Source organism: Pseudomonas peli (assembly GCF_050563605.1).
Classification (GTDB): Bacteria; Pseudomonadota; Gammaproteobacteria; order Pseudomonadales; family Pseudomonadaceae; genus Aquipseudomonas; species Aquipseudomonas peli_A.
The window spans coordinates 461332-486162 of record NZ_JBNXUH010000001.1 but is presented as its reverse complement, the minus strand read 5'-3'; the positions used below and the strand labels follow the sequence as shown (position 1 = coordinate 486162).

Here is a 24831-nt window from a genome sequence, read left to right as displayed (position 1 = left end):
BAGCCCCCCCCACCCTCNKSGGTGCCCCACGGGTCGATCWTCCCCTYCCCCAGTTTGTTGRGGTTTTTCNCTTGYCCKGCGGGYTGGTTTTGTCCCGCCCCSCCMGGGTCGATGAGGAMCKGCAAAATCGCATCWTTGCRAWAACCGCCGATCCGGTATGCCCCGGCCTGATCCAGGCTATTCAACGCAATGGTGCTATCGGCCTTGGCCAGCAGCACCCAGTCGCTCACGGCAATCGGCCCAACCCACTTGAACAACGACTCACGCTCCGGCGTGCGGATGGTGGAGAACAGCCCATAACCCTTGCTTTCGAGTGCCTGCTTGTACTGACGGTCCCAAGGGAAACGCAGGATCATCTGACACTCAAGCTGCGCCTTGCTGCACAGCGCACGCACCGTATCGCTGCTGATGCCCTGCACATCAGCATCCTTGGCAAAGTTGCCGCCACTGGCCGCCATGCTGAACGGCGGGAGGTTTTCGGTAAGCAGAACCAGAGGCTCCGCGTGAGCCAGGCTGACGGCACACAACAGCCAAACCGCGGTGAATAGCCGGATAGCGGACATAAGAACTCCGTGTATGGAAAAACCATTTATTGAAAGAGGAGCGCTCACAGGGATGCCAAAAGCATCGACCCGAACGCAAACATTCTGATTTTAGCGGGCCAGTCGACATTTTGCTGTCGACTCGCCCGCAGCAGTGGCCGGCAGGGCTGCCGGCCAGCGAGGTTTAGCGCACTACGATGCCGCGAGCGGCCATATAGGCCTTGGCTTCCGGCACGGTGTACTCGCCGAAGTGGAAGATGCTCGCAGCCAGTACGGCAGCCGCTTTGCCTTCGATAATGCCGTCAGCCAAGTGCTGCAGGTTGCCGACACCGCCGGAGGCGATGACCGGGATGCCGACCATTTCGCTGATGGCGCGGGTTACGCCCAGGTCATAGCCGCTTTTTACGCCGTCCTGATCCATGCTGGTCAGGAGGATTTCGCCGGCGCCGAGGTATTCCATCTTTTTCGCCCAGAGCACCGCATCCAAACCGGTGGGCTTGCGTCCGCCGTGGGTGAAGATTTCCCAGCGCGGGGTTTCGCCCGGCTTGGAGACCTTCTTCGCGTCGATGGCGACGACGATGCACTGCGAGCCAAAGCGCGAGGCCGCTTCGCCAACGAACTCCGGAGTAAACACCGCAGCGGTGTTGATCGAGACTTTGTCAGCGCCGGCATTGAGCAGGTTGCGGATGTCCTGCACGGTGCGCACGCCGCCACCGACGGTCAGCGGGATAAACACCTGGCTGGCCATACGCTCGACGGTATGCAGCGTAGTGTCGCGGCCATCGACGCTGGCGGTGATGTCGAGAAAGGTAATCTCGTCAGCGCCCTGCTCGTCGTAACGGCGGGCGATTTCCACCGGGTCGCCGGCATCGCGGATGTTCTCGAACTGCACGCCCTTGACCACGCGGCCGTTGTCCACGTCGAGGCAGGGGATAATGCGTTTAGCCAGCGCCATGAGTTTGTCCTCAGCCCTTGTAGGAATCGCAGAAGGCTTGCGCCTCAGCGACATCCAGGGTGCCTTCGTAGATCGCCCGGCCGGTGATGGCGCCGATGATGCCCGGCGCCTTGGCGTCCAGCAGAGCTTTGATATCGCCCAGGTTGTGGATGCCGCCAGAAGCGATCACCGGAATCTTGGTCGCCGCGGCCAGGGCAGCGGTGAAAGGCACGTTGCAGCCCTGCATCATGCCGTCTTTGGCGATATCGGTATAAACGATGGCGGACACACCGTCGGCTTCAAAGCGCTTGGCCAGGTCGATCACCTGTACGGTGCTGACTTCGGCCCAACCGTCGGTGGCAACGAAACCGTCTTTGGCGTCCAGACCGACAATTACTTTGCCTGGAAACGCCTTGCACGCTTCGGCAACGAATTCCGGCTGTTTAACCGCCTTGGTGCCGATGATCACGTAGCTGACGCCGGCCTTGACGTAATGCTCGATGGTTTCCAGCGAACGAATGCCGCCACCGATCTGGATCGGCAGGTGCGGATAGCGCTTGGCGATGGCAGTCACCACTTCACCGTTGACCGGCTGACCTTCGAAGGCGCCGTTGAGGTCGACCAGGTGCAGACGGCGGCAGCCGCCCTCGACCCACTTGGCGGCCATGCTCACCGGGTCATCGGAAAACACCGTGGAGTCTTCCATGCGGCCCTGGCGCAGACGCACGCAAGCGCCGTCCTTCAGATCGATAGCGGGGATAATCAGCATCGGTTGAACCTGCTCAAGTCGTGTGAATTCGGTGGGTCAGCTCTTTTCGAGTGCCCAGAGGTCGCTTTCGATGCTCTCGAACCGTTCTTTCAGGTGAGTCTGCACATCGAAAACCGCCCGGTTGTAGTAGTGCGGCGCAATCTCGCGGGCAAACAGCTCAAGGATTTCCGCCGCCTCAAACGAGCCCAGCTGCAGCTCGAAGCGCTCTTCCATAAAACGTTTGAGAGCATTGGTCGCTTCACGCTCCTGCTCAGCAGAGAGGGTGAGAATCGGCGGCTTCTGCTTGGCCCGGCTCATTTACCAGCGACCATCCCAGGCGGCGAAGTTCTGCAGCAACTGCAGGCCGTGGGTGTGGCTCTTCTCCGGGTGGAACTGCACGGCAAAGCGTGAGCCTTCGGCCAACGCTGCGGCGAAATCCTTGCCGTAATGCCCGCGACCAACCACCTGTTTGGGGTTGCCGGCCTCGATGTAATAGCTGTGCACAAAGTAGAAGCGCGCCAGATCCGGGATGTTGTGCCACAGCGGGTGCTTGACCGACTGCGCCACTTCATTCCAGCCCATATGCGGCACCTTCAGCGGCTCGCCGTCTTCGACCATACCCTTGCCGAAGAAGCGCACCTTGCCGGGGAACAGACCGATGCAATCGACGCCATCGTTCTCTTCGCTGTGCTCCAGCAGCGCCTGCATACCCACGCAGATGCCGAGGAACGGCCGATCCGCGCTGACTTCACGCACCAGGCTGTCGAAGCCCAGGCGCTTGATCTCGGCCATACAATCGCGAATCGCGCCGACGCCGGGGAATACCACGCGGTCGGCCTCGCGAATCACCTGGGCATCGCTGGTCACCAGCACCTTGCCGGCACCTACGTGCTCGAGGGCCTTGGCCACCGAGTGCAGGTTGCCCATGCCGTAGTCGATTACTGCAACTGTCTGCATTTACAAACAGCCCTTGGTCGACGGCATCTGCCCGGCCATACGCGGGTCCAGCTCGACGGCCATGCGCAGGGCGCGGCCGAAGGCTTTGAACACCGTCTCGATCTGGTGGTGAGTGTTGGTGCCACGCAGGTTGTCGATGTGCAGCGACACCAGCGCGTGGTTGACGAAGCCCTGGAAGAACTCCTGGAACAGGTCCACATCGAAGCCGCCAACCACCGCGCGGGTGAACGGCACGTGCATCTGCAGGCCGGGACGACCGGAGAAGTCGATCACCACGCGCGACAGCGCTTCATCCAGCGGCACGTAGGAATGGCCGTAGCGGGTCATGCCGCGCTTGTCGCCGATGGCCTTGGTGAACGCCTGACCGAGGGTGATACCGACGTCTTCCACGGTGTGGTGGTCGTCGATATGCAGGTCGCCCTTGCACTCGATATCGAGGTCGATCAAGCCATGGCGGGCGATCTGGTCGAGCATGTGCTCGAGGAATGGCACGCCAATATCGAACTTGGCTTTGCCAGTCCCATCCAGGTTGATCGAGACCTTGATCTGGGTCTCCAGGGTATTGCGCTCGACGGATGCCGTACGTTCGGCCATCACCAGCTCCAGAAATTGCCCACGGAAAAAGGCTGGCATTATAGGCGGGCATCCACCTGGGCGGCTACCGGCGGCGATCAGAGGTGCCGACTATCGGCTGCATAGGCCGTGAGGGCATGTTTTCCGCCCAAACGACCAGCACAGCAATCACAGGATAAGCAGCGGGAAACCATGGACAGTATCGACACTCTGATTATCGGCGCAGGCGCCCTCGGCCTGGCCTGCGCCGTGCGCCTGAGCACGCCGGGGCAGAGCACCTTGATAGTCGAGGCGGAAAGCCTGATCGGCAGCCACACCTCCAGTCGCAACTCCGAAGTGATCCATGCCGGCCTGTATTACGCGCCCGGCTCGCTCAAGGCCGAGCTGTGCCTGGAAGGGCGCGAACGCCTGTATGCCTGGTGCCGCCAGCACCAGGTGGCGCACGGCCAGATCGGCAAGTTGCTGGTGGCGGTGGAAAGTGCGGAAATCACCAAACTCGAACAGCTGCAGCGCAACGCCCAAGCCTGCGGCGTGCATGACCTGCAGCCCATCGATGACGCTCAGTTGAATACCCTGGAGCCAGCCGTGCGCGGCACCTGCGCACTGCTTTCGCCCAGCACTGGGATTATCGACAGCCACGCTTACCTGCAATCCCTGCTGGCGGCTGCAGAGAATCGCGGCGCGCAGTTGGTTCTGCACACCCGCGTCGAGCACCTCGAAGCAGACGGCGACAGCTGGATAGCCTCGGGCCACAGCGGCGGCGAGCCGTTCCAGCTGAAGGCCCAGCGGGTAATCAATGCTGGCGGGCTGTTCGCCCAGCAGCTGGCCAGGCAAACCCAAGGGCTGCACAAGGTGCCGACGCTGCATTTGTGCCAGGGCCGCTATTTCAGCTACAGCGGCCGCTCGCCCTTCCAGCACCTGATTTACCCGATGCCGGAAGCCAATACTGCCGGCCTTGGCATCCACGCCACCCTGGATCTCGGCGGCCAGCTGCGTTTCGGCCCGGACACCCACTACCTCACGCAGATCGACTATCAGGTCGACGAAAATCTGCGCGGGCCGTTTGCCGAGGCCATCCGCCGCTACTTTCCCACTATCGACAGCGCACGCCTGGTGCCGGGCTACAGTGGCATCCGGCCGAAACTCGCAGGCCCCGGGGAACCGGCCGCCGACTTCATTATCCAAACGCCCAACGAGCATGGCCTGCCAGGCCTGGTTAACCTGTTCGGCATCGAGTCTCCCGGGCTTACCGCCAGCCTGGCTATTGCCGAGCGCGTGGCGCAATCACTGTAAGAGCCGACCTGCTGCGCGTCGGCCCTGCGGCGTTAAAAACAGACTCGGAATGCTCATGTACAAAAGTACACTCCGCTTCCTCGCCTGTTTTGACCAGCCGGAGGCTGTTACTAACGTAGCGCCTTGCATGGCTCTAGCTCGCGAGCTCGTAATAAACAGGTTCTAAAAGCCGCTTGCAAAATCACCGCACAAACGGGACTGTCGGCGGTCCAGGTAAAAGCGCTGGCGCTATACTCGCCGGCTTGAATTGCTGCTCTTCACCATCCAGTTTCGAAACAAGGATTCGCACATGAAAGCGCTCGGCAAAATTCTCGGCCTGTTTTTTCTCGGGCTATTGCTGATCATCGTGGCGCTGGGCTTTGCCCTCACCCACCTGTTCGATCCCAACGATTACAAAGACGAAATCCGCCAGCTTGCCCGTGACAAGGCCAACCTGGAGCTGACCCTCAAGGGCGATATCGGCTGGAGCCTGTTCCCCTGGCTCGGCCTGGAGCTGACCGACGCCACCCTCGCCAGCCTCAGCACCCCGGACAAACCTTTCGCCGATCTGCGCCTGCTTGGCCTGTCGGTACGCGTGCTGCCGCTGCTGCGCAAAGAAGTGCAGATGAGCGACATCCGCATCGACGGCCTCAACCTCAACCTGCAGCGCGACGAAAAAGGCCGCAGTAACTGGGAAGATGTCGGCAAACCGGCCAACGCCTCGACTGCAACAGCCGACGCCCCAGCAGCAAACACCGATAGCGCACAGACCGAAAGCCCAGCCACCGAGCCCGGCGAAAGCAGCCAGCCACTGAAACTGGATATCGACAGCCTGATCGTCAACAGCGCGCGCATCGACTACCACGACGTGCAGAAAGGCCAGCAATTCAGCGCCGAAAGCATCCAGCTGACCACCGGAGCGATCCGCGAAGGCGCGGGCATCCCGATCAAACTCAGCGCCTTCTTCGGCCTCAACAAACCGGTATTGCGCGCCCGTAGTGAACTGCAGGGCGAACTGCGCTTCGACCGCACGCTGAAACGCTACCAACTGGAAGACGCCAAGCTTTCCGGCGAAGTGTCCGGCGAGCCTTTCGATGGCCAGACCCTGACCTATTCGGCCCAGGGCCAGCTGCTGGTTGACCTAGCCGCCCAGGTCGCCGAATGGAACGGCCTGAAGTTCTCCGGCAACCAGCTGCGTGCCCTTGGCGAGCTGAAAGTCCGCGATCTCGACAAGCAGCCAAAACTCAGCGGCGGCCTGTCCATCGCACCGCTCAACCTGCGTGAGTTCCTCGCCACCATCGGCCAGAAGCTGCCGCCGATGACCGATGAGAAAACTCTCAGCCAGTTCGAGCTGGTCACCCGCCTCAGCGGCACTGACAACAGCCTGACCTTCGAAGAACTCAAGCTGACCCTGGATGACAGCCACTTCAGCGGCCAACTGGCGATTGCCGATTTCGCCAAGCAGGCCCTGCGCGTGCAGCTCAAGGGCGACCAACTGAACCTCGACCGCTACCTGCCCGCGCCATCCAAGGACGACAAGGATGCCGGCGCAGCACGCAAGGCCGAGGTCAAGGCCAGCGTCGCCAGCGCCGGGCAGAGTGGCAGCACACCGCTGCCCGATGCACCGACCCAGCACGCCTGGAGCAGCAGCGAAGTGCTGCCGATCGAACTGCTGCGCAAGCTCGACGTACAGCTCGATCTCGGCCTCGATCAGCTCACCACCCAACAGCAGGTGATCAGCAACTTCAGCGCCAAGGCGCAAAGCAAAGGCGGCCTGCTGACCCTGCAAGATGTGCGCGGCAATATCGGTAACGGCAGCTTCGACGCCAAGGCCAGCATCGACGTGCGCCCGGCAGTGCCGCTGCTCAGCGTGCAGAAGAACCTCAGCAGCATCCCGGTTGAACCGTTCCTGAAAAAGCCCGACCAGCCTTCACCGGTCAAAGGTCTACTGGATTTCAAAGCCAACCTGACCACCAGCGGTAACAGCCAGCGCGCCTGGGTCGATGGGCTGACTGGCGATGCCAGCTTCCTGCTCAACGACGGCGTGCTGGTCGACGCCAACTTGGAACAGCAACTGTGCCGCGGCATCGCCACCCTCAACCGCAAATCCCTGAGCAGCGACCCACGCGGTAAGGACACGCCCTTCGAGACCCTGCAAGGCCGCTTGATCCTGCGCAACGGCGTGGCCCACAACCCCGACCTCAAGGCCGTTATTCCGGGCCTGGCAGTCAGCGGAAATGGTGATCTGGACCTGCGCATCCTCGGCCTCGACTACCGCGTCGGCATCACCATCACCGGTGATCAGCGCGAAATGCCCGACCCGGCCTGCCAGGTCAACGAGCGCTATGTCGGCATCGAATGGCCGGTGCGCTGCCGCGGCCCGCTGGAAATGGGCGGCAAGGCCTGCCGCCTGGATCAGGACGGCCTGGGCAAGGTCGCCGCCAAACTGGCCGGCAACAAGCTCAACGAGAAGATCGAAGAAAAACTCGGCGACAAGGTCAGCCCCGAGCTGAAAGACGCACTCAAGGGCCTGTTCAATCGATGAGCCCCGAGCAGTTTTCTGACGCAGTACTGCACTGGTACGACAGCCACGGGCGCAAGGACCTGCCCTGGCAACAGGGCATAACACCGTACCGCGTGTGGGTCTCAGAAATCATGCTGCAGCAGACCCAGGTCAGCACCGTGCTCGGCTATTTCGACCGTTTTATGGCCGCATTGCCGACGGTAAATGACCTGGCCGCAGCGCCGGAAGACGAAGTGCTGCACCTGTGGACGGGCCTCGGTTACTACACCCGCGCGCGCAACCTGCAGAAAACCGCGCAGATCGTTATGCGCGAACATGCCGGCGAATTCCCCCGCGATGTCGACCAGCTCACCGAACTTCCCGGCATCGGCCGCTCCACCGCCGGCGCCATCGCCAGCCTCAGCATGGGCCTGCGTGCGCCGATCCTCGATGGCAACGTCAAACGCGTCCTAGCGCGCTATGTGGCCCAGGAAGGCTATCCCGGCGAGCCGAAGGTGGCGAAACAGCTGTGGGATGTGGCCGAGCGTTTTACCCCGCACGCCCGGGTAAACCACTACACCCAGGCAATGATGGATCTGGGCGCCACCCTTTGTACCCGCAGCAAACCCAGCTGTCTGCTCTGCCCACTGAAAAGCGGCTGCCAGGCGCACCTGCTCGGCCTGGAGATCCGCTACCCGATCCCCAAACCGCGCAAGGCGCTGCCACAGAAGCGCACACTGATGCCGATCTTCGCCAACCGCAACGGCGAGGTGCTGCTCTACCGCCGCCCGTCCAGCGGCCTCTGGGGCGGCCTATGGAGCCTGCCGGAGCTGGACGAAGCCACGGCCATCGCCACACTGGCCAGCCGCCACACCCTGCAGCTCGGTGCACAGCGCGAACTAAGCGGCCTGACCCACACCTTCAGCCACTTCCAGCTGACCATCGAACCCTGGCTGATCCAGGTCGACGCCGCCCCAGCTGCCGTGGCCGAGGCTGACTGGCTCTGGTATAACCTCGCCACCCCGCCGCGCCTGGGCCTCGCCGCCCCGGTGAAGAAGTTACTGAAGCGCGCGGCCGATGCACTCGCAGCAAATACTGGAGAAACGCCATGACCCGCACCGTACAGTGCCGCAAACACAAGCAAGAACTCCCCGGCCTGGACCGCCCACCGTATCCAGGCGCCAAAGGTGAGGACATCTTCAACAACGTCTCCAAGCAAGCCTGGGACGAATGGCAGAAGCACCAGACCCTGCTGATCAACGAACGCCGCCTGAACATGATGAACGCCGAAGACCGCAAGTTCCTCCAGGCCGAGATGGACAAATTCCTCTCCGGCGAGGAATACGCCCAGGCCGAAGGCTACGTGCCGCCCAGCGAGTAACAGCAACGCAGTTACCTGCAGGGGCGAGCAGCCCCTGCAGCTCGCAATCCCCTCGCAAAACCTCCCCTCGCAGCTAACCGCCCGTAATAATTAAATATTTTTCAAACTCACGCTTGACACCTACCCCTCAAATCCGTCTAATAGCGCCCCGTTAGCCCGGGTAGCTCAGTCGGTAGAGCAGGGGATTGAAAATCCCCGTGTCGGCGGTTCGATTCCGTCCCCGGGCACCAAATACAGAGAAGCCCCAAGAGAACTAAACCTCCTTGGGGTTTTTTCTTGCCTGCGATTTACCGCACAACAGCTTATAAAGCCGCTGAAATTGTGCACGCGCGACAGCCAACTGCAGCCAAGCGACAGCGTGACCGGGTGAGCGCTCCCTGGCCGGTAAACGGCTTGGCGGTCAGCGAAACGCTATGCTAGCTTGACGCCTCGCCAGGAAGGCCACGCAACGCCTGAGCGCAACCGAAGAATAAGAGGACACTCCATGGCCGAGGCCACGCCCGCGCTGGAAATACGCGACCTGCATAAACGCTACGGCGACCTTGAGGTGCTCAAGGGCATCTCCCTCACCGCTCGCGACGGCGATGTGATTTCCATCCTCGGTTCTTCCGGCTCCGGCAAGTCGACCTTTCTGCGCTGCATTAACCTGCTGGAAAACCCGCACAAGGGGCAGATCATCCTCTCGGGCGAAGAGCTCAAGCTCAAAGCCGCGAAGAATGGCGACCTGGTCGCCGCCGACAGCCGCCAGATCAATCGCCTGCGCAGCGAGATCGGTTTCGTCTTCCAGAATTTCAATCTGTGGCCGCACATGAGCGTGCTCGACAACATCATCGAGGCGCCGCGCCGCGTGTTGGGGCAGAGCAAGGCTGAGGCCATCGAGGTGGCTGAGGCGCTGCTGGCCAAGGTCGGCATTGCCGACAAGCGCCACGTTTACCCGAATCAGCTTTCCGGCGGCCAGCAACAGCGCGCGGCGATTGCCCGCACGCTGGCCATGCAGCCGAAAGTCATCCTGTTCGATGAGCCCACTTCGGCCCTCGACCCGGAGATGGTACAAGAAGTGCTTAATGTGATCCGCGCACTCGCCGAAGAAGGCCGCACCATGTTGCTGGTAACACATGAAATGGGCTTTGCCCGCCAAGTGTCCAGCGAGGTGGTGTTTCTGCATCAGGGCCTGGTTGAAGAACAGGGCTCCCCGGAGCAGGTGTTCGACAACCCGAACTCGGCGCGCTGCAAACAATTCATGTCCAGCAATCACTAAAAACACGGAGCAACTACGCATGCAGAACTATAAGAAGATCCTGCTGGCCGCAGCCGCCACCCTGGCCTTCGGCACCAGCGCCGTCGCCGCGGACAAGCTGAAGCTCGGCACCGAAGGCGCTTACCCGCCGTTCAACCTAATTGACGCCAGCGGCCAGGTCGGCGGTTTTGACGTGGAAATCGGCCAGGCCCTGTGCGCCAAGATGAAGGCCGAGTGCGAAGTGGTCACCTCCGACTGGGACGGCATCATCCCGGCCCTCAACGCGAAGAAATTCGACTTCCTGATCGCCTCCATGTCGATCACTGAAGAGCGCAAGGCTGCTGTGGATTTCACCGAGCCTTACTACACCAACAAGCTGCAGTTCATCGCCCCGAAAGGCGGCGAGTTCAAGACTGATAAAGCCAGCCTCAAAGGCAAAGTGATCGGCGCCCAGCGCGCGACCATCGCCGGCACCTGGCTGGAAGACAACCTGGACGGCGTGGTTGATATCAAGCTGTACGACACCCAGGAAAACGCCTACCTCGACCTGGCGTCTGGCCGCGTCGACGGCGTGTTGGCTGACACTTTCGTTAACTGGGAATGGCTGAAGAGCGACGCTGGCAAGAGCTTCGAATTCAAAGGCGACCCAGTATTCGACAACGACAAGATCGGCATTGCCGTGCGTAAGGGCGACGCCCTGCGCGAGAAGCTGAACGCCGCACTGGCCGAGATCGTAGCTGACGGCACTTACAAGAAGATCAACGACAAGTACTTCCCGTTCAGCATCTACTAAGCTGCCGGCACTGCGTCGCCCGTCCGGGCGGCGCAGGCTTCTGAGCCCCTATGAATTTCGACCTCTACGGATTCGGCCCGGCCCTGGCTGCTGGCACCCTGATGACCATCAAGCTGGCGCTCAGTGCGCTGTGCCTGGGTCTGGTGCTCGGCTTGCTCGGCGCCCTCGCCAAGACTTCCCCGTACAAGCCGCTGCAATGGCTTGGCGGCACTTACTCGACCATCGTGCGCGGGATTCCCGAGCTGCTTTGGGTGTTGCTGATCTACTTCGGCACCGTGCAGCTGATGCGCAACCTGGCAGACCTGCTCGGCATCGAAAGCCTTGAGCTGAACGCCTTCGCCGCAGGTACCATCGCCCTCGGCATCTGCTTCGGCGCGTACGCCACTGAGGTGTTTCGCGGTGCGATCCTGGCCATCCCCAAGGGCCATCGCGAAGCGGGCCTAGCCTTGGGCATGTCCAAGCCACGGATCTTCTGGCGGCTGATCCTGCCGCAGATGTGGCGCATAGCCCTGCCCGGCCTGGGCAACCTGTTTATGATCCTGATGAAGGACACCGCGCTGGTGTCGGTGATCGGCCTGGAAGAAATCATGCGCCGCTCGCAAATCGCCGTGACGTCCAGCAAAGAGCCTTTCACCTTTTATCTGGTGGCGGCCTTTATCTACCTGGGCCTGACCGTCGTCGCGATGATCGGTATGCACTTCCTTGAAAAACGCTCCAGCCGTGGTTTTGTCAGGAGCGCGTCATGAGAAAAATCTCTGAAATAGCTGCCTGGTCAGTTGCCGTTGCGCTGATTGCCTATGCGCTGTGGGGCGGCCTAACTGCTCTCAACTGGGACGTGATCATCAAATGGCTGCCGCGCCTGTCTGAAGGTGCGCTGCTGACCCTGGAGCTGGTGGCCATCGCGGTTCTCGCCGGGTTGATTCTCGCCCTGCCGATGGGCATCGCCCGCGCCTCGCGGCACTGGTATGTGCGCGCCCTGCCCTACGGCTACATCTTCTTCTTCCGTGGCACGCCGCTGCTGGTGCAGCTGTTCCTGGTCTACTACGGCCTGGCGCAGTTCGATGCGGTGCGCGAAGGTCCGCTCTGGCCCTATTTGCGCTCGCCTTACTGGTGCGCGGTGCTGACCATGACCATGCACACCGCCGCTTATATCGCCGAGATTCTGCGTGGTGCGATTCAGGCCGTGCCACCAGGCGAGATCGAAGCAGCCCGTGCGCTGGGTATGTCGCGGGCCAAGACCATGTTCTATATCGTCCTGCCACGCGCCGCGCGTATCGGCTTGCCGGCCTACAGCAACGAAGTGATTCTGATGCTCAAGGCCAGCGCCCTGGCCAGCACCGTGACCCTGCTGGAGCTGACCGGCATGGCGCGCACCATCATCGCCCGCACCTATCTGCCGGTGGAGATCTTCTTTGCCGCCGGGATGTTCTACCTGCTGATCGCCTTCCTCCTAGTGCGCGGCTTCAAGCTGCTGGAGCGCTGGCTGCGCGTCGACGCCTGCCAGGGCCGCTGATTGCCTGAGGGCTCGTACCCTCAGGCACTCTCATCATGCCAACCACCACTCCCGCCCAGATCCTGCAAGACGCTGCCCTGTTGCAGCGCTTTCAGGCGCTCGACAGTTTTCTTATCGAACACCAGGCACTGTGGCGACCACGGCCCTTTGTGCATTACCCGGCATTGCCTTGGGAAGCCGACCATCCGCAACTGGCCGCCTGGCTCAGGGCGCAAAGCCTGGAGCATGCCGAAGCCGCGCATAACCAGCCGCACCTGCTGCAAGCACCCGCGCCCTTTCCACAACTGGCCGCTCAGGCTCATGACCTAAGCCAGATTGGTGAACTGCCGCAGTCACCCGCGACGGTATTGCCTGCGCGCTTTAGCAGCGATGTGCCGGGTCGCAAATGGCAGCAGATCGACGCCTTCGCCCGTAGCCTGAGCTTTAGCCAAACACCGCAACACTGGCTGGACTGGTGCGCCGGCAAAGGCCACCTCGGGCGGATGCTTGCACACGGCGGCGGCAGCCTGACTTGCCTGGAATACAACCCGCAGCTGGTCAGCAGCGGCCAGCAACTTAGTCATAAGCTCGGCATCACCGCGCAGCATATTGAGCAGGATGTAATGGCAAAGGACGCCGTGATACAGCTGCAAGCGCAGCACACCCCGGTTGCCCTGCACGCCTGCGGCGAACTGCATACGCGCCTGCTGCAACTGGCCAGCCAGGCCGGCTGCCAACAACTGGCCGTGGCGCCCTGCTGCTACAACCGCATCAGCACACAGCGCTATCAGCCGCTGTCGGCAAGCGCCCAGGCTTCAGCACTGCAATTGTCCATCGACGATCTCGGCCTGCCCCTAAGCGAAACCGTCACAGCCGGCGCCCGAGTACGCCGCCAGCGCGATCAATCCATGGCCCGCCGTCTGGCCTTCGATCTACTGCAGCGCCAGCTGCGCGGCATCGATGAATACCTGCCCACCCCATCCCTGCCACCAGCCTGGCTCGACAAGCCGTTTGCCGAATACTGCAAAGACCTCGCCGCACTCAAACAACTGCCCATACCCGCAGCACAAAATTGGCAACAACTGGAACGACAAGGCTGGCAACGCCTGGCCGAAGTGCGCAATTTGGAACTGCTGCGCAACCTGTTCCGTCGCCCACTGGAACTCTGGCTACTGCTCGACCGCGCCCTGTTCCTGCAAGAGCAAGGCTACAACGTGCGCCTTGGCACCTTCTGTAGCCATCAACAGAGCCCGCGAAACCTGCTGCTGCTGGCCGAACGCCCCTGAAGTTGCCCACAGCATCTGTGGATAACTCTGTTGACAGAATCTGAGCAAACCGCGCAAACGCCCGTCCCAGCTGCATATCGCCAAACTGCGCACTTTTTAATCTCGAAATATGTCTTGCAAAAACATGCACTTAGGCAATATAGCGAACCAGCGCACAAAGTCTGCGCACGCTCGTCCCAGATGCCCTGCATATGTGCATAAGACTTTTGCTGCTGATAACAATGCCTGCACAGAACTACGCTCAGACGGCTTTACTCAGCGAAACGAATGGATATAATGGCGACCCTCAAATGCCGGTATAGCTCAGCTGGTAGAGCAACTGACTTGTAATCAGTAGGTCCCGGGTTCGATTCCTGGTGCCGGCACCATCTACATCAAGCCTTTACGGGCTTCGGAATTTCCTAACCCCGTAATCAGATGTTCCCGAGGTACAGTTTCGGTACAGTCCGTACCGAGCATACCTCGGAGAACATATGGCAATCATCGTCGATACTGACTCTGGCAAGTACAAAGCAGTCATCCGCATGACTGGCTGGCCTACAGCCTGCAAAACCTTCCGTATTAAGCGTGACGCCCAAGACTGGGCACGTCGCACCGAAGATGAAATGGTGCGCGGCGTCTATATCGAGCGCAGAAGCTCGGAGCGCATGACGCTCGAGAAAGCACTCAATCGTTATCTCGTGGAAGTCTCCCCCACCAAAGCCCCTAAGACTGCCAAATCTGAAGCAGGTAGCGCGAAGGTGCTGATACCACGCCTTGGCAAATACTCGCTGGCAGCTCTGTCTGCAGACATCCTTGCCGACTATCGAGACTCTCGGCTGGCTGAGCGCAGCCGGCGCAAAACCCTAGTCAGTCCCAATACAGTCCGGCTTGAGCTAGCACTTCTGAGCCACCTCTTTACGGTGGCCATCCAAGAATGGCGAATTGGGCTTCCAGCGAACCCAGTTCTCAATATTCGTAAGCCCAGCCCCGGCCAAGGCCGTGATCGCCGCCTCTCTGCTGACGAGGAGTCCCGCCTGGTGGCAGCGGTAAACGCACACAGCAACCCAATGCTTGGCTGGATCGTGTGCATCGCCCTCGAAACGAGCATGCGCTCGTCAGAGATCACCGGCCTACGCTGCCAGCAGGTCGACCTGGAACGGCTCGTAGTGCGTCTTGCAGATACCAAAAATGATAGTGCGCGAACGGTCCCACTCACGAAGGCGGCCACCGAAGCTTTCAAGGCAGCTCTAGCCAACCCCGCTCGACCCAAGGACTGCAACCTGGTGTTCTTTGGCGAACCTGGCAAGGATAAAAAACGCCGCCCCTATGCTTTCACCAAAACCTGGGGGCTGCTGAAGAAGAAACTCGGCATGCCCGATCTGCGCTTCCACGATCTGCGCCATGAGGCAGTCAGCCGACTGGTTGAAGGGGGCCTATCCGACCAGCAGGTCTCGGCTATCAGCGGCCATAAGTCGATGCAGATGCTCAGGCGATATACGCATCTCAGGGCTGAGGATCTGGTTGACCAACTTGATCTGATTCAGAAAAAGAAAAGGGCCTAATGGGCCTTAACGCCCCTCAAAAAGATTCTGCATGCGGAATCTTTTTGAGCCGGGCTCACCCGGGCCTTACCTTCCCGAGTTGGACTCTGACAGTACTAAAACGGTCTGTAGAACCCAAAACCCCGGATTTGGGGTAGTCGGTTTCCACTATTCAAGCATCCACCCACAAAACGGATGCAAGCATGAGTATTGAAACCGCACATCTCGAACAGCAATTGATCGAACGCTATGGCCTGCTGATTACACGCAAGCAACTCGCAGAGCTGCTACACCGTAGCGAGAAAGCCTTGGATCACACCCTCTATCACCCGTCCGGCTGCCAGCTGGCTACGGCTCTCAACTCAATCAAGATTCGGTTCGGTCGGTCAATCTACTTTCCAGCTGCTGATGTTGCTGCTCTGCTGGCTGGGGAGAAGACCAGTTGATCGAGGATCACCTCAGCCCTGCCAGTCGCGAGGCGTTGCAGCGAGGAATTGAGCGGCAAAAACTCCAGGAGTCGCAGCCTCGGGAAACACCGATCCTAAAGGGGGTCTCAGCTCGTGATGCTCGCGTCGTAATGGATGTAGCCGTATTTCAGCTATCGAAAACTCCACGCCCGAACGCGGAGCTTAGCTATTCGCTGGATGACGGCTCTTTTGTCAGAGTTCGATCTGGCGATGCAGGTATGGCCACCGCATGGGACTACGACATCGTGATGATCGCAACCGGTCATCTAGTGCGACTAGTCGACCAATCGGCGCGTGACCGCACACAAATGCCTGGTCGAACAGTTGTTATACCCCGTTCAGAGCTACTCAATGGAGATGGACGGAACCAGTACGACAGGCTGTTTCCGCGACTAGAACGACTGCTTACAACGACGGTCCAGATCCGACGCCAAAGCGCAAAGAATTTAGTGGAAACCTCTGTAGAGGGTCTAATCACGGGATTTAAGGTTTTACAAACAGGTGCCCGAGTAACCTTGGTTGAGATAACGCTACCGACATGGCTCTACAGCGAGGTTGTGAGTTCTCGAACTCCAAACGTCCTCAGTATCCCGGACGCCTATTTTTCAATTCCTTCATCACTGGGGCGCTATATCTACCGGGTGGCCAAATTTGCTGCGAAACAGGAGGGGCGGTACCGATTCGAAACGCTCTATCGCCGCAGCTCTAGCACCGAAAACTTTCGCCAGTTCTCGTCTCGATTGCGCAGGCTGATCGAAGAAAATTTGATTCCGGAATTTGAACTGCGCCAGGTCGATGGCGTTGAGGGTCCCCTTTTACTAATGCGCCCCCGTAAATAGCGCTCAACCGTACATCGAAAACAACCACCGTACATCAAAGACAGCCACCGTACATCGACGACAACTCTCCGTACATCGGCGACGTACATCGAAAACAATTGGCCGTACATCAAAAACAAAAATTGCCACAACACACTGATTTAAAATGAATATTTCAAGCAAGCTCTTTATCTCAGAGACTTTTAAGTCCTTATCTCCGAACCGCCTGGGCATAGACAATCCAACAGCCACTAGGTGTGAGGTATGAGGCAAACGAGCAGGTTGCGATAACGCTGTGCGTCACTACCTTTGGGTAGTGACGCACAGCGTAGGGCCGCGTAGCGGCCCCCAACGGCCCGCTACGCGGGCCGCAAAAAAGCGCCTTGGGAGAACGAAAGAGCAGCACTTTCGGGGCTTTCAGGCCCTGCGAATTTCCTGCGCGATTTTGAGTTGCAGTGATCGTGGATTCAGATATTTTGCAGTGACAGCTAGGTGATGAACCCTCATTCGCCAGCCGTACGATCAACAAACCTGTCAGCTATTTCTGTTCAGGCTTTTTGATCGGCTGGCGAAGGGGCGATGCGTGGCAAGCATTCTTGCAGCATCGTCAGCCCGCCCTGCTTACGTGGCTATTGCGCGTATACAGAGCGGCAAAAGCGAGTCGATTTGGCAACCGACACGTTCGCTACACCGCCCTCCGATAGCCGCTCGCTCAGCGTCTGTCGGGGTTTTCACAATGAGCACAAGGTCCAGCTCCGGACCTAAAAAACTGAGTCGTGCCCCGCGTAAACGGCTTGTGTTTGAGATGGGACTCAACACGAACTAGGGCTGGCTCAATGAGCAAACCCTCCCGACGCTGCGTGGCGTTCGGGTTCCCTTCCGATCCTCGAGATCGGATTGAGTTTGTCGATCCACGCTCGACGAGAAATGGCATGCCTCGCATGCCCGCAGACACCGACGGTGCAGCCAATCGATTTGATTGAGCGCCTGTCGTCGTAATCACCGCCCGCTGCCGGGCTGGTCGTTGCGAGCCACGTTTGGCCGTCTGTGTGAAACGCCGTTCCGCTCCTGAGTGAAAGCTCAGCTCCCGCCGCACTGCGACCGGGACAGGAACAAACACTTACCTCGAGATTGGCGTTTCGAACCTCGTTCATCAGCTATTGGATCGTGACTATGGACAAGCTCGGCTGGGATTTCGTCCAGCAACAGAAACACAACCGTGATGGCTCGTATGCAACGCAGGCAGCTCGCTCGGCAACTTTGAGCCTCAGCGCCCGCCAACTGCGAGAGCTGGGCTACCGGAACCTTCGGGCCAACACGCTAGGCCAACGTCACATGCGAGCCCTGGTGCAGCATTGGCAAACTTCAGGCGTATCTGCTGCAACCATCAAAAACCGTATGGCCCATCTGCGTTGGTCATGCGAAAAGGCCGGCCGTGCCGGCGTTGCTCGGATTAGTAACGACGACCTGGGTATCGCTCGCCGCTCATATGTCGCCAAAGAGAGCCGCGCCCGCGAGCTTCCGAGAGAAAACCTCGATGCGATCACTGACGCGAACATTCGACTCAGCCTGCGCTTGCAAGCCGAGTTCGGCCTGCGTCGAGAGGAGTCGATCAAGTTCATTGCAGCGCAGGCCGACAAAGGCGGCCACCTCGAGCTCAAGGGTAGCTGGACCAAGGGCGGCAAAGCCCGCGAGATCCCGATTCGTACACGAGCCCAGGAAGAGCTGCTCGCCGAGGTACATGCGCACACCCGCATGGGGAGCCTCATCCCATCTGACCTCAGCTACAAACAACAGCTCAAACGGTACGAACACCAGATAGCTGCAGCCGGCCTCAGCAAAATGCACGGGCTTCGGCACATGTACGCGCAGCGCCGTTATCTAGAGCTGACTGGCAAGCAGGCTCCCGCCGTAAAAGCCTCAATCAGCGGCCAGCTACTCGCAGGAGCTGAGTCCGGCTGGCTCGGAAAGGTCGCCATTCCCAGCGCGGAAGCAGCAGTAACGCCCCCTCTTAGTGATCGTGAAGCCAGGCTGCTTATCTCGCACGAGCTCGGCCATGAGCGGATCGCAATAACTAACACCTATCTCGGCTCCCCTAACGCCTGATAACACAAGGATAAATGTCATGGGCATACGCAGTTTAATAAACATGCTTAATCGTCTCGAAGGCGGCAGCGCGCCGAGAAAACGCAAGAAAACCAAGAAACAGCGCCGTATTGAAGAAAGGAAAAAGGAAACCGATCAGGAGCATCAGGTATGAAGGTATTCGGTAACGACATCTCGCCGCTTCGCCTGGTGCTGCTCGCTGCAAGCTATATCGTCGGCACCTCGATAGCTATCAACGGCCCCTCGCTCTTTCCCTGGCTGGGCCCCTTCGTCCATACGCCGGGCCTGGTGCTGAGCGCCCTTCTCTTCTATCGGCTCACGCCCACACCTGATGCAACGCACCCGGCCAAGGGGGGGACTCGTAATGGATAGCAAATCGTTAGCAGGCCTATCGTGGCTATTCGGATTGTTCGATGGGGTAGTCGACTTCCTAATTCTGGCTACAGAGCCATTCGTGACGATGATTGGCGCTGAGATCAGTGGGTGGCTAATCGCTGTTGGCTACCTAGCCTTGACCATAATCATGTTTCGCCTTCCATTCGATGGCCCATTCCGCGCACTGTTTAGCGGTGTGCTGATTTTCCTGGTGATCACCTACGGGCTTCAGCCCACCACGCTTACACTGACCAGCGGCGCTACTGTCCAGACTACGCACGCACAGCGCATCAGTTACAACCTGATCATGAGTTTCAACCAGACACTCAATAGCGCCATCAGTAAAACTATGGCGACGATGAATGTTGATGGGCAGTTCATTCCAACAGCTGCCGTGGTCGACCACAGTGTTCAACGCACTGCAGCCCAGTACGCCAATAGCGATCTAGGCAGGCTGATCCGTGACTACAACGAGCAGTGTTCCCCTCCTAGAACACTGTATGCAGCCTCCGCGAGCAGTACACAGGTGCAGGCTTATCACGCAATCGGCCTCCTTGGCGGCTCGGGGCTGGGTATACCTGACGACCAAGTCAGCAGATGGGCCCAAATTAAAATTGTCGGTAGTGGGTTCGCTGATATAGCAGACGCCCTCAACCCTTTTTCCAACAATACAGGCGGCGTGGACACGATCAACAGTGTCCGAGATGCAGATGCGGTCAGAACACGGCGTGCAGATGGCTTAGCGGCGCTAGAGAAGAGCAACCAGGCATTTGTACCCTCTGGCTCCCAGCCATACACCCTGCCCACACAGGAGCATTGGGCTGCGCTAGCCTCCGGCCAGTCCAATGCCAGCCTCGGCTATCTCAGCCTGTCAGAAGCACCAGAAGACATTCGTGAAAGCTTGATAGCTCACGCAATGGTCTGGGCTCCTGAAGGAGGAAAAGAAGCAGGGACCGGATACAAACCCACGTCATGCGTTGAGGCCTACAAGGTTGCTCAGTTTGCAGCTGAACAGGCATACCGCGCCCTCACCGAGATAGGAGACAAACGAGCCTCTAACGGACAGAACACAGATACCGATACGGGAGCCATTGCAGCTGGTCGCTCCTGGATGAAGATCCAGCAAGCCGTTTTTGCCGGAGGGCCAGAACAGCAGCCCGGCCATTGGAATACCCTTTTTGCAGGCACCGTCGCCAGTTGGCAGATGCTCAAGTCATACCTGGGCTGGTTAGAGCTTCAGACTCTTCTACCTGTATATGTTGCCGCCCAAGCAGGCTTTTTCTGGCTGGTCTTTCTTACTAGCCCCATTGCACTAGCCATGTCTCCAATAATGGGGGTAGAGAGCCTCGCCCAGTGGATTGGCAGGCTGTTCTTCCCTGTGCTGTGCATCATCTTCGCTCACCTACTTGCGGTTTCCGCTTCCGTAGCGATGAGCTCGGTTGCGCTGGCGCAAGCAGCACTATCGGCAGGTTGGCAAGGTGGTGGATCTGACCTCGATTTACTTTATGGCGCTCTGCAGATGGTCTTCGGCGTACTTCTGGCTGCTGGCACCTGGGTAGCCGCCTCAATGACTCGCGTCTCCATTGGGGCCTTAGCTAGAACAGCAAGAAGCGCTGCGGTTTCTGGCCCAGAGGCGGTCAATGCGTCTCTCAATCTACTCACTAGATCTCTGTCCTCAATAGGACTTGGGTCTGACGCAAGTAAAGGTAAGCGCCCTAGGCCGAGCACCAACAATGGCGGTGGCGGTGGCGGTGGCGCAAATCAAACAGAGCGGCACTCAGGCAGGTCAACCGTCATGCAGGATGCCTACTCATCTGCAAGAACCCGCAACTGGAAGCCCAACCCCGGGCTCGCCCGCCCTCCCCAGCTAAGCCAACCAGCCAGCAACAGTGATCGATTCGCCACAGGGCGCATACCTCGAAGCCAGAAGAACCGACCATCAGAGGAAGACCCGACATGACCGCGGCATCAATATTCAGTGCCCCAGCCCGGGAATGGAAAATGGCTTCTGGCACACATAGCAACGAAGTACACATGCGGCTCGAACACATCCTGGAGTCCACAATGCTCAGCTTCCCTGCCTGGCTAACAGCCGATTTCGCAACACACTGGGATACCCCCATCGACGTCCGCTACATCCTGGATCAAGCGACCCTGCACAAAGGTCTGTGCTGGCTACTCAGGGGCGACCCCTATCACCAGCTACCGCAGCTGAGTGCAATTGCCCATGACCTGGTTGAGATGGAAGGCACTCCCGTTGAAATACGGCCAATCAGATCTCCGAATCTAGATGCTACGAGTTGGTTCCTGATCGTCAGCGAGCTGAATAAGCGATGTGGCATCGATGCTCGCCAGGAGGAGATCCACGAAGAACGCTATGAGCACGCCCTAGCCGCGCTGCCGGCCGTAACCGTGCCCTATGCAGGGAAAGCCTGATGACTGCCTCGAAGATCCGTCGCAACTGGTTCGTATCGGTGCTGCTCTCAATTCCGGTAGCCAGCGCACTCTCTTGGCTGACGGCACTCCCGGCACACATGATCTACCTGGCACTCCTGTTGATGGCCACAGCTAGTGCAATAGCTGCTCTTCACAAGCGCAGCCAGGCCAACCAGGTACAACAGTTCACCAGCATTTTAATGGGCCTTTCGGCAGCCCTGTTACTTTCCGCATTAGCGTCTGGAGGAAATTAATGAGTCTCGGAAAAGCAAGAGATCCCCTGCGCCTCGTCGCCTTGCTCACCGGTGATGCAGCAGCTGGGGCCGCCTTGTTTGCGACCCTTGGCGAAAACGCAGAAACGGCAACGGAGGCACTGGCTAACTCCGTTTGGAGATCAACTCTGAATACGGGCTTGCAGGGGCTGGAGATAAACCTAATGGCCTGCAGCCCTCTACTGCCTGCAGACATTGCAGAGCGGTACCGCCTCCGCGCTATCGCGCTTATGACAGATGAGCAGCTGACCCGCGTGGTTCTGCTGCAGATCCTGGGCGAAACCGAAGCACAGGCCCGGATGGAACTTAAAGAAAGCTGCTGGTCGCAAGCCATCGCAGATAAGTTGCTCGAACGAAAGCGACTGGCCAGCGAGCTCGGAGTAGCGCTAGAGATAAATCATTAGATTATTTTTGATTTATCAATAATCACCTATTGACGATATGTACAGCAACAATATACTGGCCACAACAGCGCAACAGAGTATGTAGAGGCTCATGCTGTTAGTGAGGGGGAGGAGGACCTGCGGGGCTCCTCCCTCCGCTTTTTCAGCACCGTGAAAAAGGTGGCTCATGCCAGTACAAGAGGCCTATCTGCGCCAGTACGTGGCTTACAGTATTGTCGAGCGTACATTGGTCAAGAAGATCGATGATGGCTGGATGCTGCAGGTCCAGCTCGGAGGCGAGCTACACGCCCTCCAGAAACAACGCGGTGGTAACCGCACATTCAAAAGCCTCGATAAGCTCGCCGCTCTGATTGAAGAGCTCGGCCTGGGCGCATTCGAAGTCCAGCTAGCGGATTGAAAATTCACCTGACATGGCTTCTGCCACGGCGATTTAGCGCGAGGATGCGCCAAGTAGTAACCGACATGGAGTAGAGATATGCCCGCAAAACACCTGAGGACCTGCACCCTTGTTGCAGCTATGGCCGTCCTGGCCGGCTGTGGAAATGACTATGACGGTAGCTATTCAGCCGTCAGCGGATTCATGGGGCCGCTAGTTGTGATACAGATCGCAGGAAGCGAAGCCACGGTTGCACAGGTGGATATGATCACGGACCGCGTCATGCGCGCAGAGGTCTGGAGCGCCGAGAGTAAGGCCGAGAAGCTCTTGCTCACCAACACAAAGGGCAAAACCTATGCCTTCGTGCGGGCAGTCGACGAGAAAGGCTTGGAGTGCCTGAACTGCGGCCTGGGCACTGGCCTTCCGAAATCGTGGCAACCACTCAAAAAACCGGAATAAGGATATCCGCTATGGGTTTTGTAGTTTTCTGGCTGCTTATGGGGGTGATATGCGCAGTTATCGCCCTGGCCAAAGGGCGCAGCGCTATCGGATGGTTTCTCTTGGGATGCTTATTCGGCCCCCTGGCTCTGCTGTTTGCAGCAGCCATGTCCGCGACGCCGAGGCGCGTACCCACCCAGCCGGCACATACTCTAAAGACGTGCCCCCACTGCGCCGAGAAAATCCAACTTCAAGCTGTTGTCTGCAAGCACTGCGGGAAGAGTATCGGGACCATAATCGATCAACACCCGATGAAAGATCAGTGGAACAGCGAACTGGAAAAACTGCCTCGGAAGCCCGCTCGCTGGGGATCTTCGCCTCAACCGACCGATGAGAACTTGCAGAGTCGCGATTGAATAACTAGTGGGGGCCTGCCCCCGATTGTTTATGCATTAGGCTTAATGTCGTAGGTCCGCCTCAAGCTGCTCCGGGCTAGGCTCGATATCAGCAAGCGATTTAACAACCAGCCCGCAACGCTGAGCCTTGGAGTAAAGGCCCGCATCATGTGTCCAAATCTCATCGGCATTGTTTGCAAGGGCAATAGCGATTATCTGACGATCAAAACGCAGCTTTGCTTTGGTAGCCTCTGGGTCCAGAACCTTCAACTCGCTGTCATCAACCATGCGAGCGCACTCGACAGCTGCGATTTGGTCAAAGGCCACAACCTCAAAGCATGACACGCCGTTGATAACATCAAGATGCTGCTGATAGTGGGATCGTTCAACGCCCACGAGATACTCAGCCAAGGCAGGAGTTGGAATAAGAACCGTCCCGCCTTTCCCATCGATTAGCTCGATTAGAGCCTCAGCCCTAGCCTCAGCCCTATCAACTTTATTTCCGGTGGCGGGATCAACCAAGACAACGTCGTCCTTTGCATTTCTCAATGCCTGCACGAGCACGTTGGTGTCTAGAACTATGCGCACCTCATCCCCTTAGGTTATGGATCGTTCCATGAGGGTCATCCATCTCGTTCCAGCTCATACCACCAACGGCTTTGAGCTTACCTACAGCACTACGCAGGGAGACTTTTTCGAGCCTCTCGTAGGACTGGATGATCATCTTTCGCAGTCGCCAACCGCCATGTGGGCGGCTTTCCCATTCGCCCTTGCCATGAACGCGGATATGCTTGAAGAGCAGCTTCCCTAACTCTTCGGCTAGCACCGTATTGGCTTCGCAAAGCAGGGTTTCGCCACCTGCGCCTTCAAGCCGAACAGGGACCGTTTCGTCTTTTCCACCGACAATATAGAGGCGACCTTGGACACTGCCTTGCTTGATGACAACCATCGCAGGATCAGCGGCCTTAGCTTTTGGGAACTGCAAAATGTTCACATCTGGAGTTTGCAGGACGCCGTCAACGCGGTCTTGCTCCATCAACGCGGATAGCTGCATGTAAGCTTTTCTTGCTCGCCTGGGGCCCATGCCCTGAGAAGCTTCACGCACACGATTCAAAACGTGAGGGTATTTATCGTCCTCCACCCATGTATTCAGGCAGACACAACCCTCTGTCACAGAGTCAAAGTGGACGTTGTCATGCGAACCAAAAAGCTCAACTAGCTCGCGCAGATAGTCCGTCATGCGAGCCATCGAGAGCTTGCTTGGGTCGGTTCCGTCGAGTTCGAGTGTGAGCTTTTTCATGCCCATGAGTATAGGTCCGCCCATTTGATCTTGCTACGCCCTCAGCGAAGCTGCATCGCGCAGAACGATAACTCACCTCATCAAGGAACTAGAGGACTCTGCTCTAGCCTAGCCCTCAAAAGGTACAGTAGAGGTACAGTGCTTCTTGGGACTCGCCGGCTCGAAATCGGCCGAATCCCAGTATATTCAGTGGCTTAGGCTGT

At 58.8% G+C, this 24831-nt stretch carries 28 protein-coding genes and 2 tRNA genes; 23 read left to right on the top strand and 7 right to left on the bottom strand.

Annotated features, from left to right (window positions below):
- Positions 1–726: 726 nt before the first annotated feature.
- Genes hisF through hisB form a run of 5 tightly spaced genes read right to left on the bottom strand, consistent with a single transcriptional unit; the run spans position 727 to position 3775 of the window.
- Entirely contained in the window at positions 727–1497 is a 771-nt protein-coding gene (hisF, locus tag ACQ4LH_RS02325) for an imidazole glycerol phosphate synthase subunit HisF (RefSeq protein WP_430695741.1), read from the bottom strand.
- A gap of 10 nt (positions 1498–1507) precedes the next feature.
- Positions 1508–2245, bottom strand: coding sequence for a 1-(5-phosphoribosyl)-5-[(5-phosphoribosylamino)methylideneamino]imidazole-4-carboxamide isomerase (hisA, locus tag ACQ4LH_RS02320; protein WP_430695740.1), 738 nt, complete (start codon positions 2243–2245; stop codon positions 1508–1510).
- Positions 2246–2281: 36 nt separating this feature from the next.
- Entirely contained in the window at positions 2282–2542 is a 261-nt protein-coding gene (locus ACQ4LH_RS02315; RefSeq protein ID WP_275962177.1) for a DUF2164 domain-containing protein, read from the bottom strand.
- Positions 2543–3181 (bottom strand): imidazole glycerol phosphate synthase subunit HisH, encoded by a 639-nt coding sequence (gene hisH / locus ACQ4LH_RS02310; protein ID WP_430695739.1) that lies wholly within the window; start codon positions 3179–3181, stop codon positions 2543–2545. It lies immediately after the preceding gene.
- Positions 3182–3775: an imidazoleglycerol-phosphate dehydratase HisB gene (gene hisB / locus ACQ4LH_RS02305; protein ID WP_275962434.1), complete on the bottom strand. Its 594-nt coding sequence runs from the start codon at positions 3773–3775 to the stop codon at positions 3182–3184.
- A gap of 171 nt (positions 3776–3946) precedes the next feature.
- Here hisB and ACQ4LH_RS02300 point away from each other — a divergent pair, with 171 nt between their 5' ends.
- The 23 genes from ACQ4LH_RS02300 (at position 3947) to ACQ4LH_RS02190 (ending at position 22954) form a co-directional block, all read left to right on the top strand.
- Entirely contained in the window at positions 3947–5047 is a 1101-nt protein-coding gene (locus ACQ4LH_RS02300; protein WP_430695738.1) for an NAD(P)/FAD-dependent oxidoreductase, read from the top strand.
- A 289-nt stretch (positions 5048–5336) separates the two neighbouring features.
- On the top strand, positions 5337–7571 hold the full coding sequence (locus tag ACQ4LH_RS02295) for an AsmA family protein (protein ID WP_430695737.1): 2235 nt from the start codon (positions 5337–5339) through the stop codon (positions 7569–7571).
- Complete coding sequence (gene mutY, locus ACQ4LH_RS02290) at positions 7568–8641, top strand: A/G-specific adenine glycosylase (RefSeq protein ID WP_430695736.1); 1074 nt, start codon at positions 7568–7570, stop codon at positions 8639–8641. Before ACQ4LH_RS02295 ends, mutY begins: the two co-directional genes overlap by 4 nt.
- Positions 8638–8910 carry an oxidative damage protection protein gene (locus ACQ4LH_RS02285; protein ID WP_090379491.1) on the top strand — a complete coding sequence of 91 codons (273 nt, stop codon included), beginning with the start codon at positions 8638–8640 and terminating at the stop codon, positions 8908–8910. The genes mutY and ACQ4LH_RS02285 overlap by 4 nt, the downstream gene beginning before the upstream one ends.
- A gap of 154 nt (positions 8911–9064) precedes the next feature.
- Positions 9065–9140: transfer RNA gene (locus ACQ4LH_RS02280), tRNA-Phe, on the top strand.
- A 254-nt stretch (positions 9141–9394) separates the two neighbouring features.
- The gene (locus tag ACQ4LH_RS02275) at positions 9395–10168 is read left to right on the top strand and encodes an ABC transporter ATP-binding protein (RefSeq protein ID WP_090378366.1); all 774 of its coding nucleotides are present in this window, start codon (positions 9395–9397) and stop codon (positions 10166–10168) included.
- A gap of 19 nt (positions 10169–10187) precedes the next feature.
- Positions 10188–10940 carry an ABC transporter substrate-binding protein gene (locus ACQ4LH_RS02270; protein WP_430695735.1) on the top strand — a complete coding sequence of 251 codons (753 nt, stop codon included), beginning with the start codon at positions 10188–10190 and terminating at the stop codon, positions 10938–10940.
- A 50-nt stretch (positions 10941–10990) separates the two neighbouring features.
- Positions 10991–11686 (top strand): ABC transporter permease, encoded by a 696-nt coding sequence (locus ACQ4LH_RS02265; RefSeq protein ID WP_430695734.1) that lies wholly within the window; start codon positions 10991–10993, stop codon positions 11684–11686.
- Positions 11683–12453 carry an ABC transporter permease gene (locus tag ACQ4LH_RS02260; protein ID WP_339525320.1) on the top strand — a complete coding sequence of 257 codons (771 nt, stop codon included), beginning with the start codon at positions 11683–11685 and terminating at the stop codon, positions 12451–12453. Before ACQ4LH_RS02265 ends, ACQ4LH_RS02260 begins: the two co-directional genes overlap by 4 nt.
- 35 nt (positions 12454–12488) lie before the next feature.
- Positions 12489–13718 (top strand): methyltransferase, encoded by a 1230-nt coding sequence (locus ACQ4LH_RS02255; protein WP_430695733.1) that lies wholly within the window; start codon positions 12489–12491, stop codon positions 13716–13718.
- A gap of 292 nt (positions 13719–14010) precedes the next feature.
- Positions 14011–14086, top strand: a tRNA-Thr gene (locus tag ACQ4LH_RS02250).
- A gap of 105 nt (positions 14087–14191) precedes the next feature.
- The gene (locus ACQ4LH_RS02245) at positions 14192–15262 is read left to right on the top strand and encodes a site-specific integrase (RefSeq protein WP_430695732.1); all 1071 of its coding nucleotides are present in this window, start codon (positions 14192–14194) and stop codon (positions 15260–15262) included.
- Between the two features lie 182 nt (positions 15263–15444).
- Positions 15445–15687 (top strand): hypothetical protein, encoded by a 243-nt coding sequence (locus ACQ4LH_RS02240; protein ID WP_430695731.1) that lies wholly within the window; start codon positions 15445–15447, stop codon positions 15685–15687.
- Positions 15684–16547, top strand: a complete 864-nt coding sequence (locus tag ACQ4LH_RS02235; RefSeq protein WP_430695730.1) for a replication initiator protein A — start codon at positions 15684–15686, stop codon at positions 16545–16547. Before ACQ4LH_RS02240 ends, ACQ4LH_RS02235 begins: the two co-directional genes overlap by 4 nt.
- 1152 nt (positions 16548–17699) lie before the next feature.
- Positions 17700–18632 (top strand): phage integrase N-terminal domain-containing protein, encoded by a 933-nt coding sequence (locus tag ACQ4LH_RS02230; RefSeq protein ID WP_430695729.1) that lies wholly within the window; start codon positions 17700–17702, stop codon positions 18630–18632.
- A 19-nt stretch (positions 18633–18651) separates the two neighbouring features.
- The gene (locus tag ACQ4LH_RS02225) at positions 18652–18786 is read left to right on the top strand and encodes a hypothetical protein (RefSeq protein WP_430695728.1); all 135 of its coding nucleotides are present in this window, start codon (positions 18652–18654) and stop codon (positions 18784–18786) included.
- Positions 18783–19004 carry a hypothetical protein gene (locus ACQ4LH_RS02220; protein ID WP_430695727.1) on the top strand — a complete coding sequence of 74 codons (222 nt, stop codon included), beginning with the start codon at positions 18783–18785 and terminating at the stop codon, positions 19002–19004. Before ACQ4LH_RS02225 ends, ACQ4LH_RS02220 begins: the two co-directional genes overlap by 4 nt.
- 82 nt (positions 19005–19086) lie before the next feature.
- The gene (locus tag ACQ4LH_RS02215) at positions 19087–20967 is read left to right on the top strand and encodes a hypothetical protein (protein WP_430695726.1); all 1881 of its coding nucleotides are present in this window, start codon (positions 19087–19089) and stop codon (positions 20965–20967) included.
- Between the two features lie 74 nt (positions 20968–21041).
- A complete protein-coding gene (locus ACQ4LH_RS02210) occupies positions 21042–21443 on the top strand; it encodes a hypothetical protein (RefSeq protein ID WP_430695725.1) in 402 nt (133 codons plus the stop codon).
- The gene (locus tag ACQ4LH_RS02205; RefSeq protein WP_430695724.1) at positions 21443–21697 is read left to right on the top strand and encodes a hypothetical protein; all 255 of its coding nucleotides are present in this window, start codon (positions 21443–21445) and stop codon (positions 21695–21697) included. Before ACQ4LH_RS02210 ends, ACQ4LH_RS02205 begins: the two co-directional genes overlap by 1 nt.
- Positions 21697–22119: a hypothetical protein gene (locus ACQ4LH_RS02200; protein WP_430695723.1), complete on the top strand. Its 423-nt coding sequence runs from the start codon at positions 21697–21699 to the stop codon at positions 22117–22119. The genes ACQ4LH_RS02205 and ACQ4LH_RS02200 overlap by 1 nt, the downstream gene beginning before the upstream one ends.
- 166 nt (positions 22120–22285) lie before the next feature.
- Positions 22286–22516 (top strand): hypothetical protein, encoded by a 231-nt coding sequence (locus ACQ4LH_RS02195; protein ID WP_430695722.1) that lies wholly within the window; start codon positions 22286–22288, stop codon positions 22514–22516.
- 78 nt (positions 22517–22594) lie between these two features.
- Positions 22595–22954, top strand: coding sequence for a hypothetical protein (locus ACQ4LH_RS02190; protein ID WP_430695721.1), 360 nt, complete (start codon positions 22595–22597; stop codon positions 22952–22954).
- 437 nt (positions 22955–23391) lie between these two features.
- Here ACQ4LH_RS02190 and ACQ4LH_RS02185 read toward each other — a convergent pair whose 3' ends face one another.
- Both ACQ4LH_RS02185 and ACQ4LH_RS02180 read right to left on the bottom strand, forming a co-directional pair.
- A complete protein-coding gene (locus ACQ4LH_RS02185; RefSeq protein ID WP_430695720.1) occupies positions 23392–23916 on the bottom strand; it encodes a type II toxin-antitoxin system VapC family toxin in 525 nt (174 codons plus the stop codon).
- A 1-nt stretch (position 23917) separates the two neighbouring features.
- Complete coding sequence (locus ACQ4LH_RS02180) at positions 23918–24634, bottom strand: hypothetical protein (protein ID WP_430695719.1); 717 nt, start codon at positions 24632–24634, stop codon at positions 23918–23920.
- Between the last annotated feature and the right edge of the window lie 197 nt (positions 24635–24831).

Excerpts from the sequence above, each read along its gene's own strand:
- hisF (WP_430695741.1), bottom strand. The coding sequence starts at position 1,497 with ATGGCGCTGGCTAAACGCATTATCCCCTGCCTCGACGTGGACAACGGC.
- hisA (WP_430695740.1), bottom strand. The coding sequence starts at position 2,245 with ATGCTGATTATCCCCGCTATCGATCTGAAGGACGGCGCTTGCGTGCGT.
- ACQ4LH_RS02315 (WP_275962177.1), bottom strand. The coding sequence starts at position 2,542 with ATGAGCCGGGCCAAGCAGAAGCCGCCGATTCTCACCCTCTCTGCTGAG.
- hisH (WP_430695739.1), bottom strand. The coding sequence starts at position 3,181 with ATGCAGACAGTTGCAGTAATCGACTACGGCATGGGCAACCTGCACTCG.
- hisB (WP_275962434.1), bottom strand. The coding sequence starts at position 3,775 with ATGGCCGAACGTACGGCATCCGTCGAGCGCAATACCCTGGAGACCCAG.
- ACQ4LH_RS02300 (WP_430695738.1), top strand. The coding sequence starts at position 3,947 with ATGGACAGTATCGACACTCTGATTATCGGCGCAGGCGCCCTCGGCCTG.
- ACQ4LH_RS02295 (WP_430695737.1), top strand. The coding sequence starts at position 5,337 with ATGAAAGCGCTCGGCAAAATTCTCGGCCTGTTTTTTCTCGGGCTATTG.
- mutY (WP_430695736.1), top strand. The coding sequence starts at position 7,568 with ATGAGCCCCGAGCAGTTTTCTGACGCAGTACTGCACTGGTACGACAGC.
- ACQ4LH_RS02285 (WP_090379491.1), top strand. The coding sequence starts at position 8,638 with ATGACCCGCACCGTACAGTGCCGCAAACACAAGCAAGAACTCCCCGGC.
- ACQ4LH_RS02275 (WP_090378366.1), top strand. The coding sequence starts at position 9,395 with ATGGCCGAGGCCACGCCCGCGCTGGAAATACGCGACCTGCATAAACGC.
- ACQ4LH_RS02270 (WP_430695735.1), top strand. The coding sequence starts at position 10,188 with ATGCAGAACTATAAGAAGATCCTGCTGGCCGCAGCCGCCACCCTGGCC.
- ACQ4LH_RS02265 (WP_430695734.1), top strand. The coding sequence starts at position 10,991 with ATGAATTTCGACCTCTACGGATTCGGCCCGGCCCTGGCTGCTGGCACC.
- ACQ4LH_RS02260 (WP_339525320.1), top strand. The coding sequence starts at position 11,683 with ATGAGAAAAATCTCTGAAATAGCTGCCTGGTCAGTTGCCGTTGCGCTG.
- ACQ4LH_RS02255 (WP_430695733.1), top strand. The coding sequence starts at position 12,489 with ATGCCAACCACCACTCCCGCCCAGATCCTGCAAGACGCTGCCCTGTTG.
- ACQ4LH_RS02245 (WP_430695732.1), top strand. The coding sequence starts at position 14,192 with ATGGCAATCATCGTCGATACTGACTCTGGCAAGTACAAAGCAGTCATC.
- ACQ4LH_RS02240 (WP_430695731.1), top strand. The coding sequence starts at position 15,445 with ATGAGTATTGAAACCGCACATCTCGAACAGCAATTGATCGAACGCTAT.
- ACQ4LH_RS02230 (WP_430695729.1), top strand. The coding sequence starts at position 17,700 with ATGGACAAGCTCGGCTGGGATTTCGTCCAGCAACAGAAACACAACCGT.
- ACQ4LH_RS02225 (WP_430695728.1), top strand. The coding sequence starts at position 18,652 with ATGGGCATACGCAGTTTAATAAACATGCTTAATCGTCTCGAAGGCGGC.
- ACQ4LH_RS02220 (WP_430695727.1), top strand. The coding sequence starts at position 18,783 with ATGAAGGTATTCGGTAACGACATCTCGCCGCTTCGCCTGGTGCTGCTC.
- ACQ4LH_RS02210 (WP_430695725.1), top strand. The coding sequence starts at position 21,042 with ATGCGGCTCGAACACATCCTGGAGTCCACAATGCTCAGCTTCCCTGCC.
- ACQ4LH_RS02205 (WP_430695724.1), top strand. The coding sequence starts at position 21,443 with ATGACTGCCTCGAAGATCCGTCGCAACTGGTTCGTATCGGTGCTGCTC.
- ACQ4LH_RS02200 (WP_430695723.1), top strand. The coding sequence starts at position 21,697 with ATGAGTCTCGGAAAAGCAAGAGATCCCCTGCGCCTCGTCGCCTTGCTC.
- ACQ4LH_RS02195 (WP_430695722.1), top strand. The coding sequence starts at position 22,286 with ATGCCAGTACAAGAGGCCTATCTGCGCCAGTACGTGGCTTACAGTATT.
- ACQ4LH_RS02190 (WP_430695721.1), top strand. The coding sequence starts at position 22,595 with ATGCCCGCAAAACACCTGAGGACCTGCACCCTTGTTGCAGCTATGGCC.
- ACQ4LH_RS02180 (WP_430695719.1), bottom strand. The coding sequence starts at position 24,634 with ATGGGCATGAAAAAGCTCACACTCGAACTCGACGGAACCGACCCAAGC.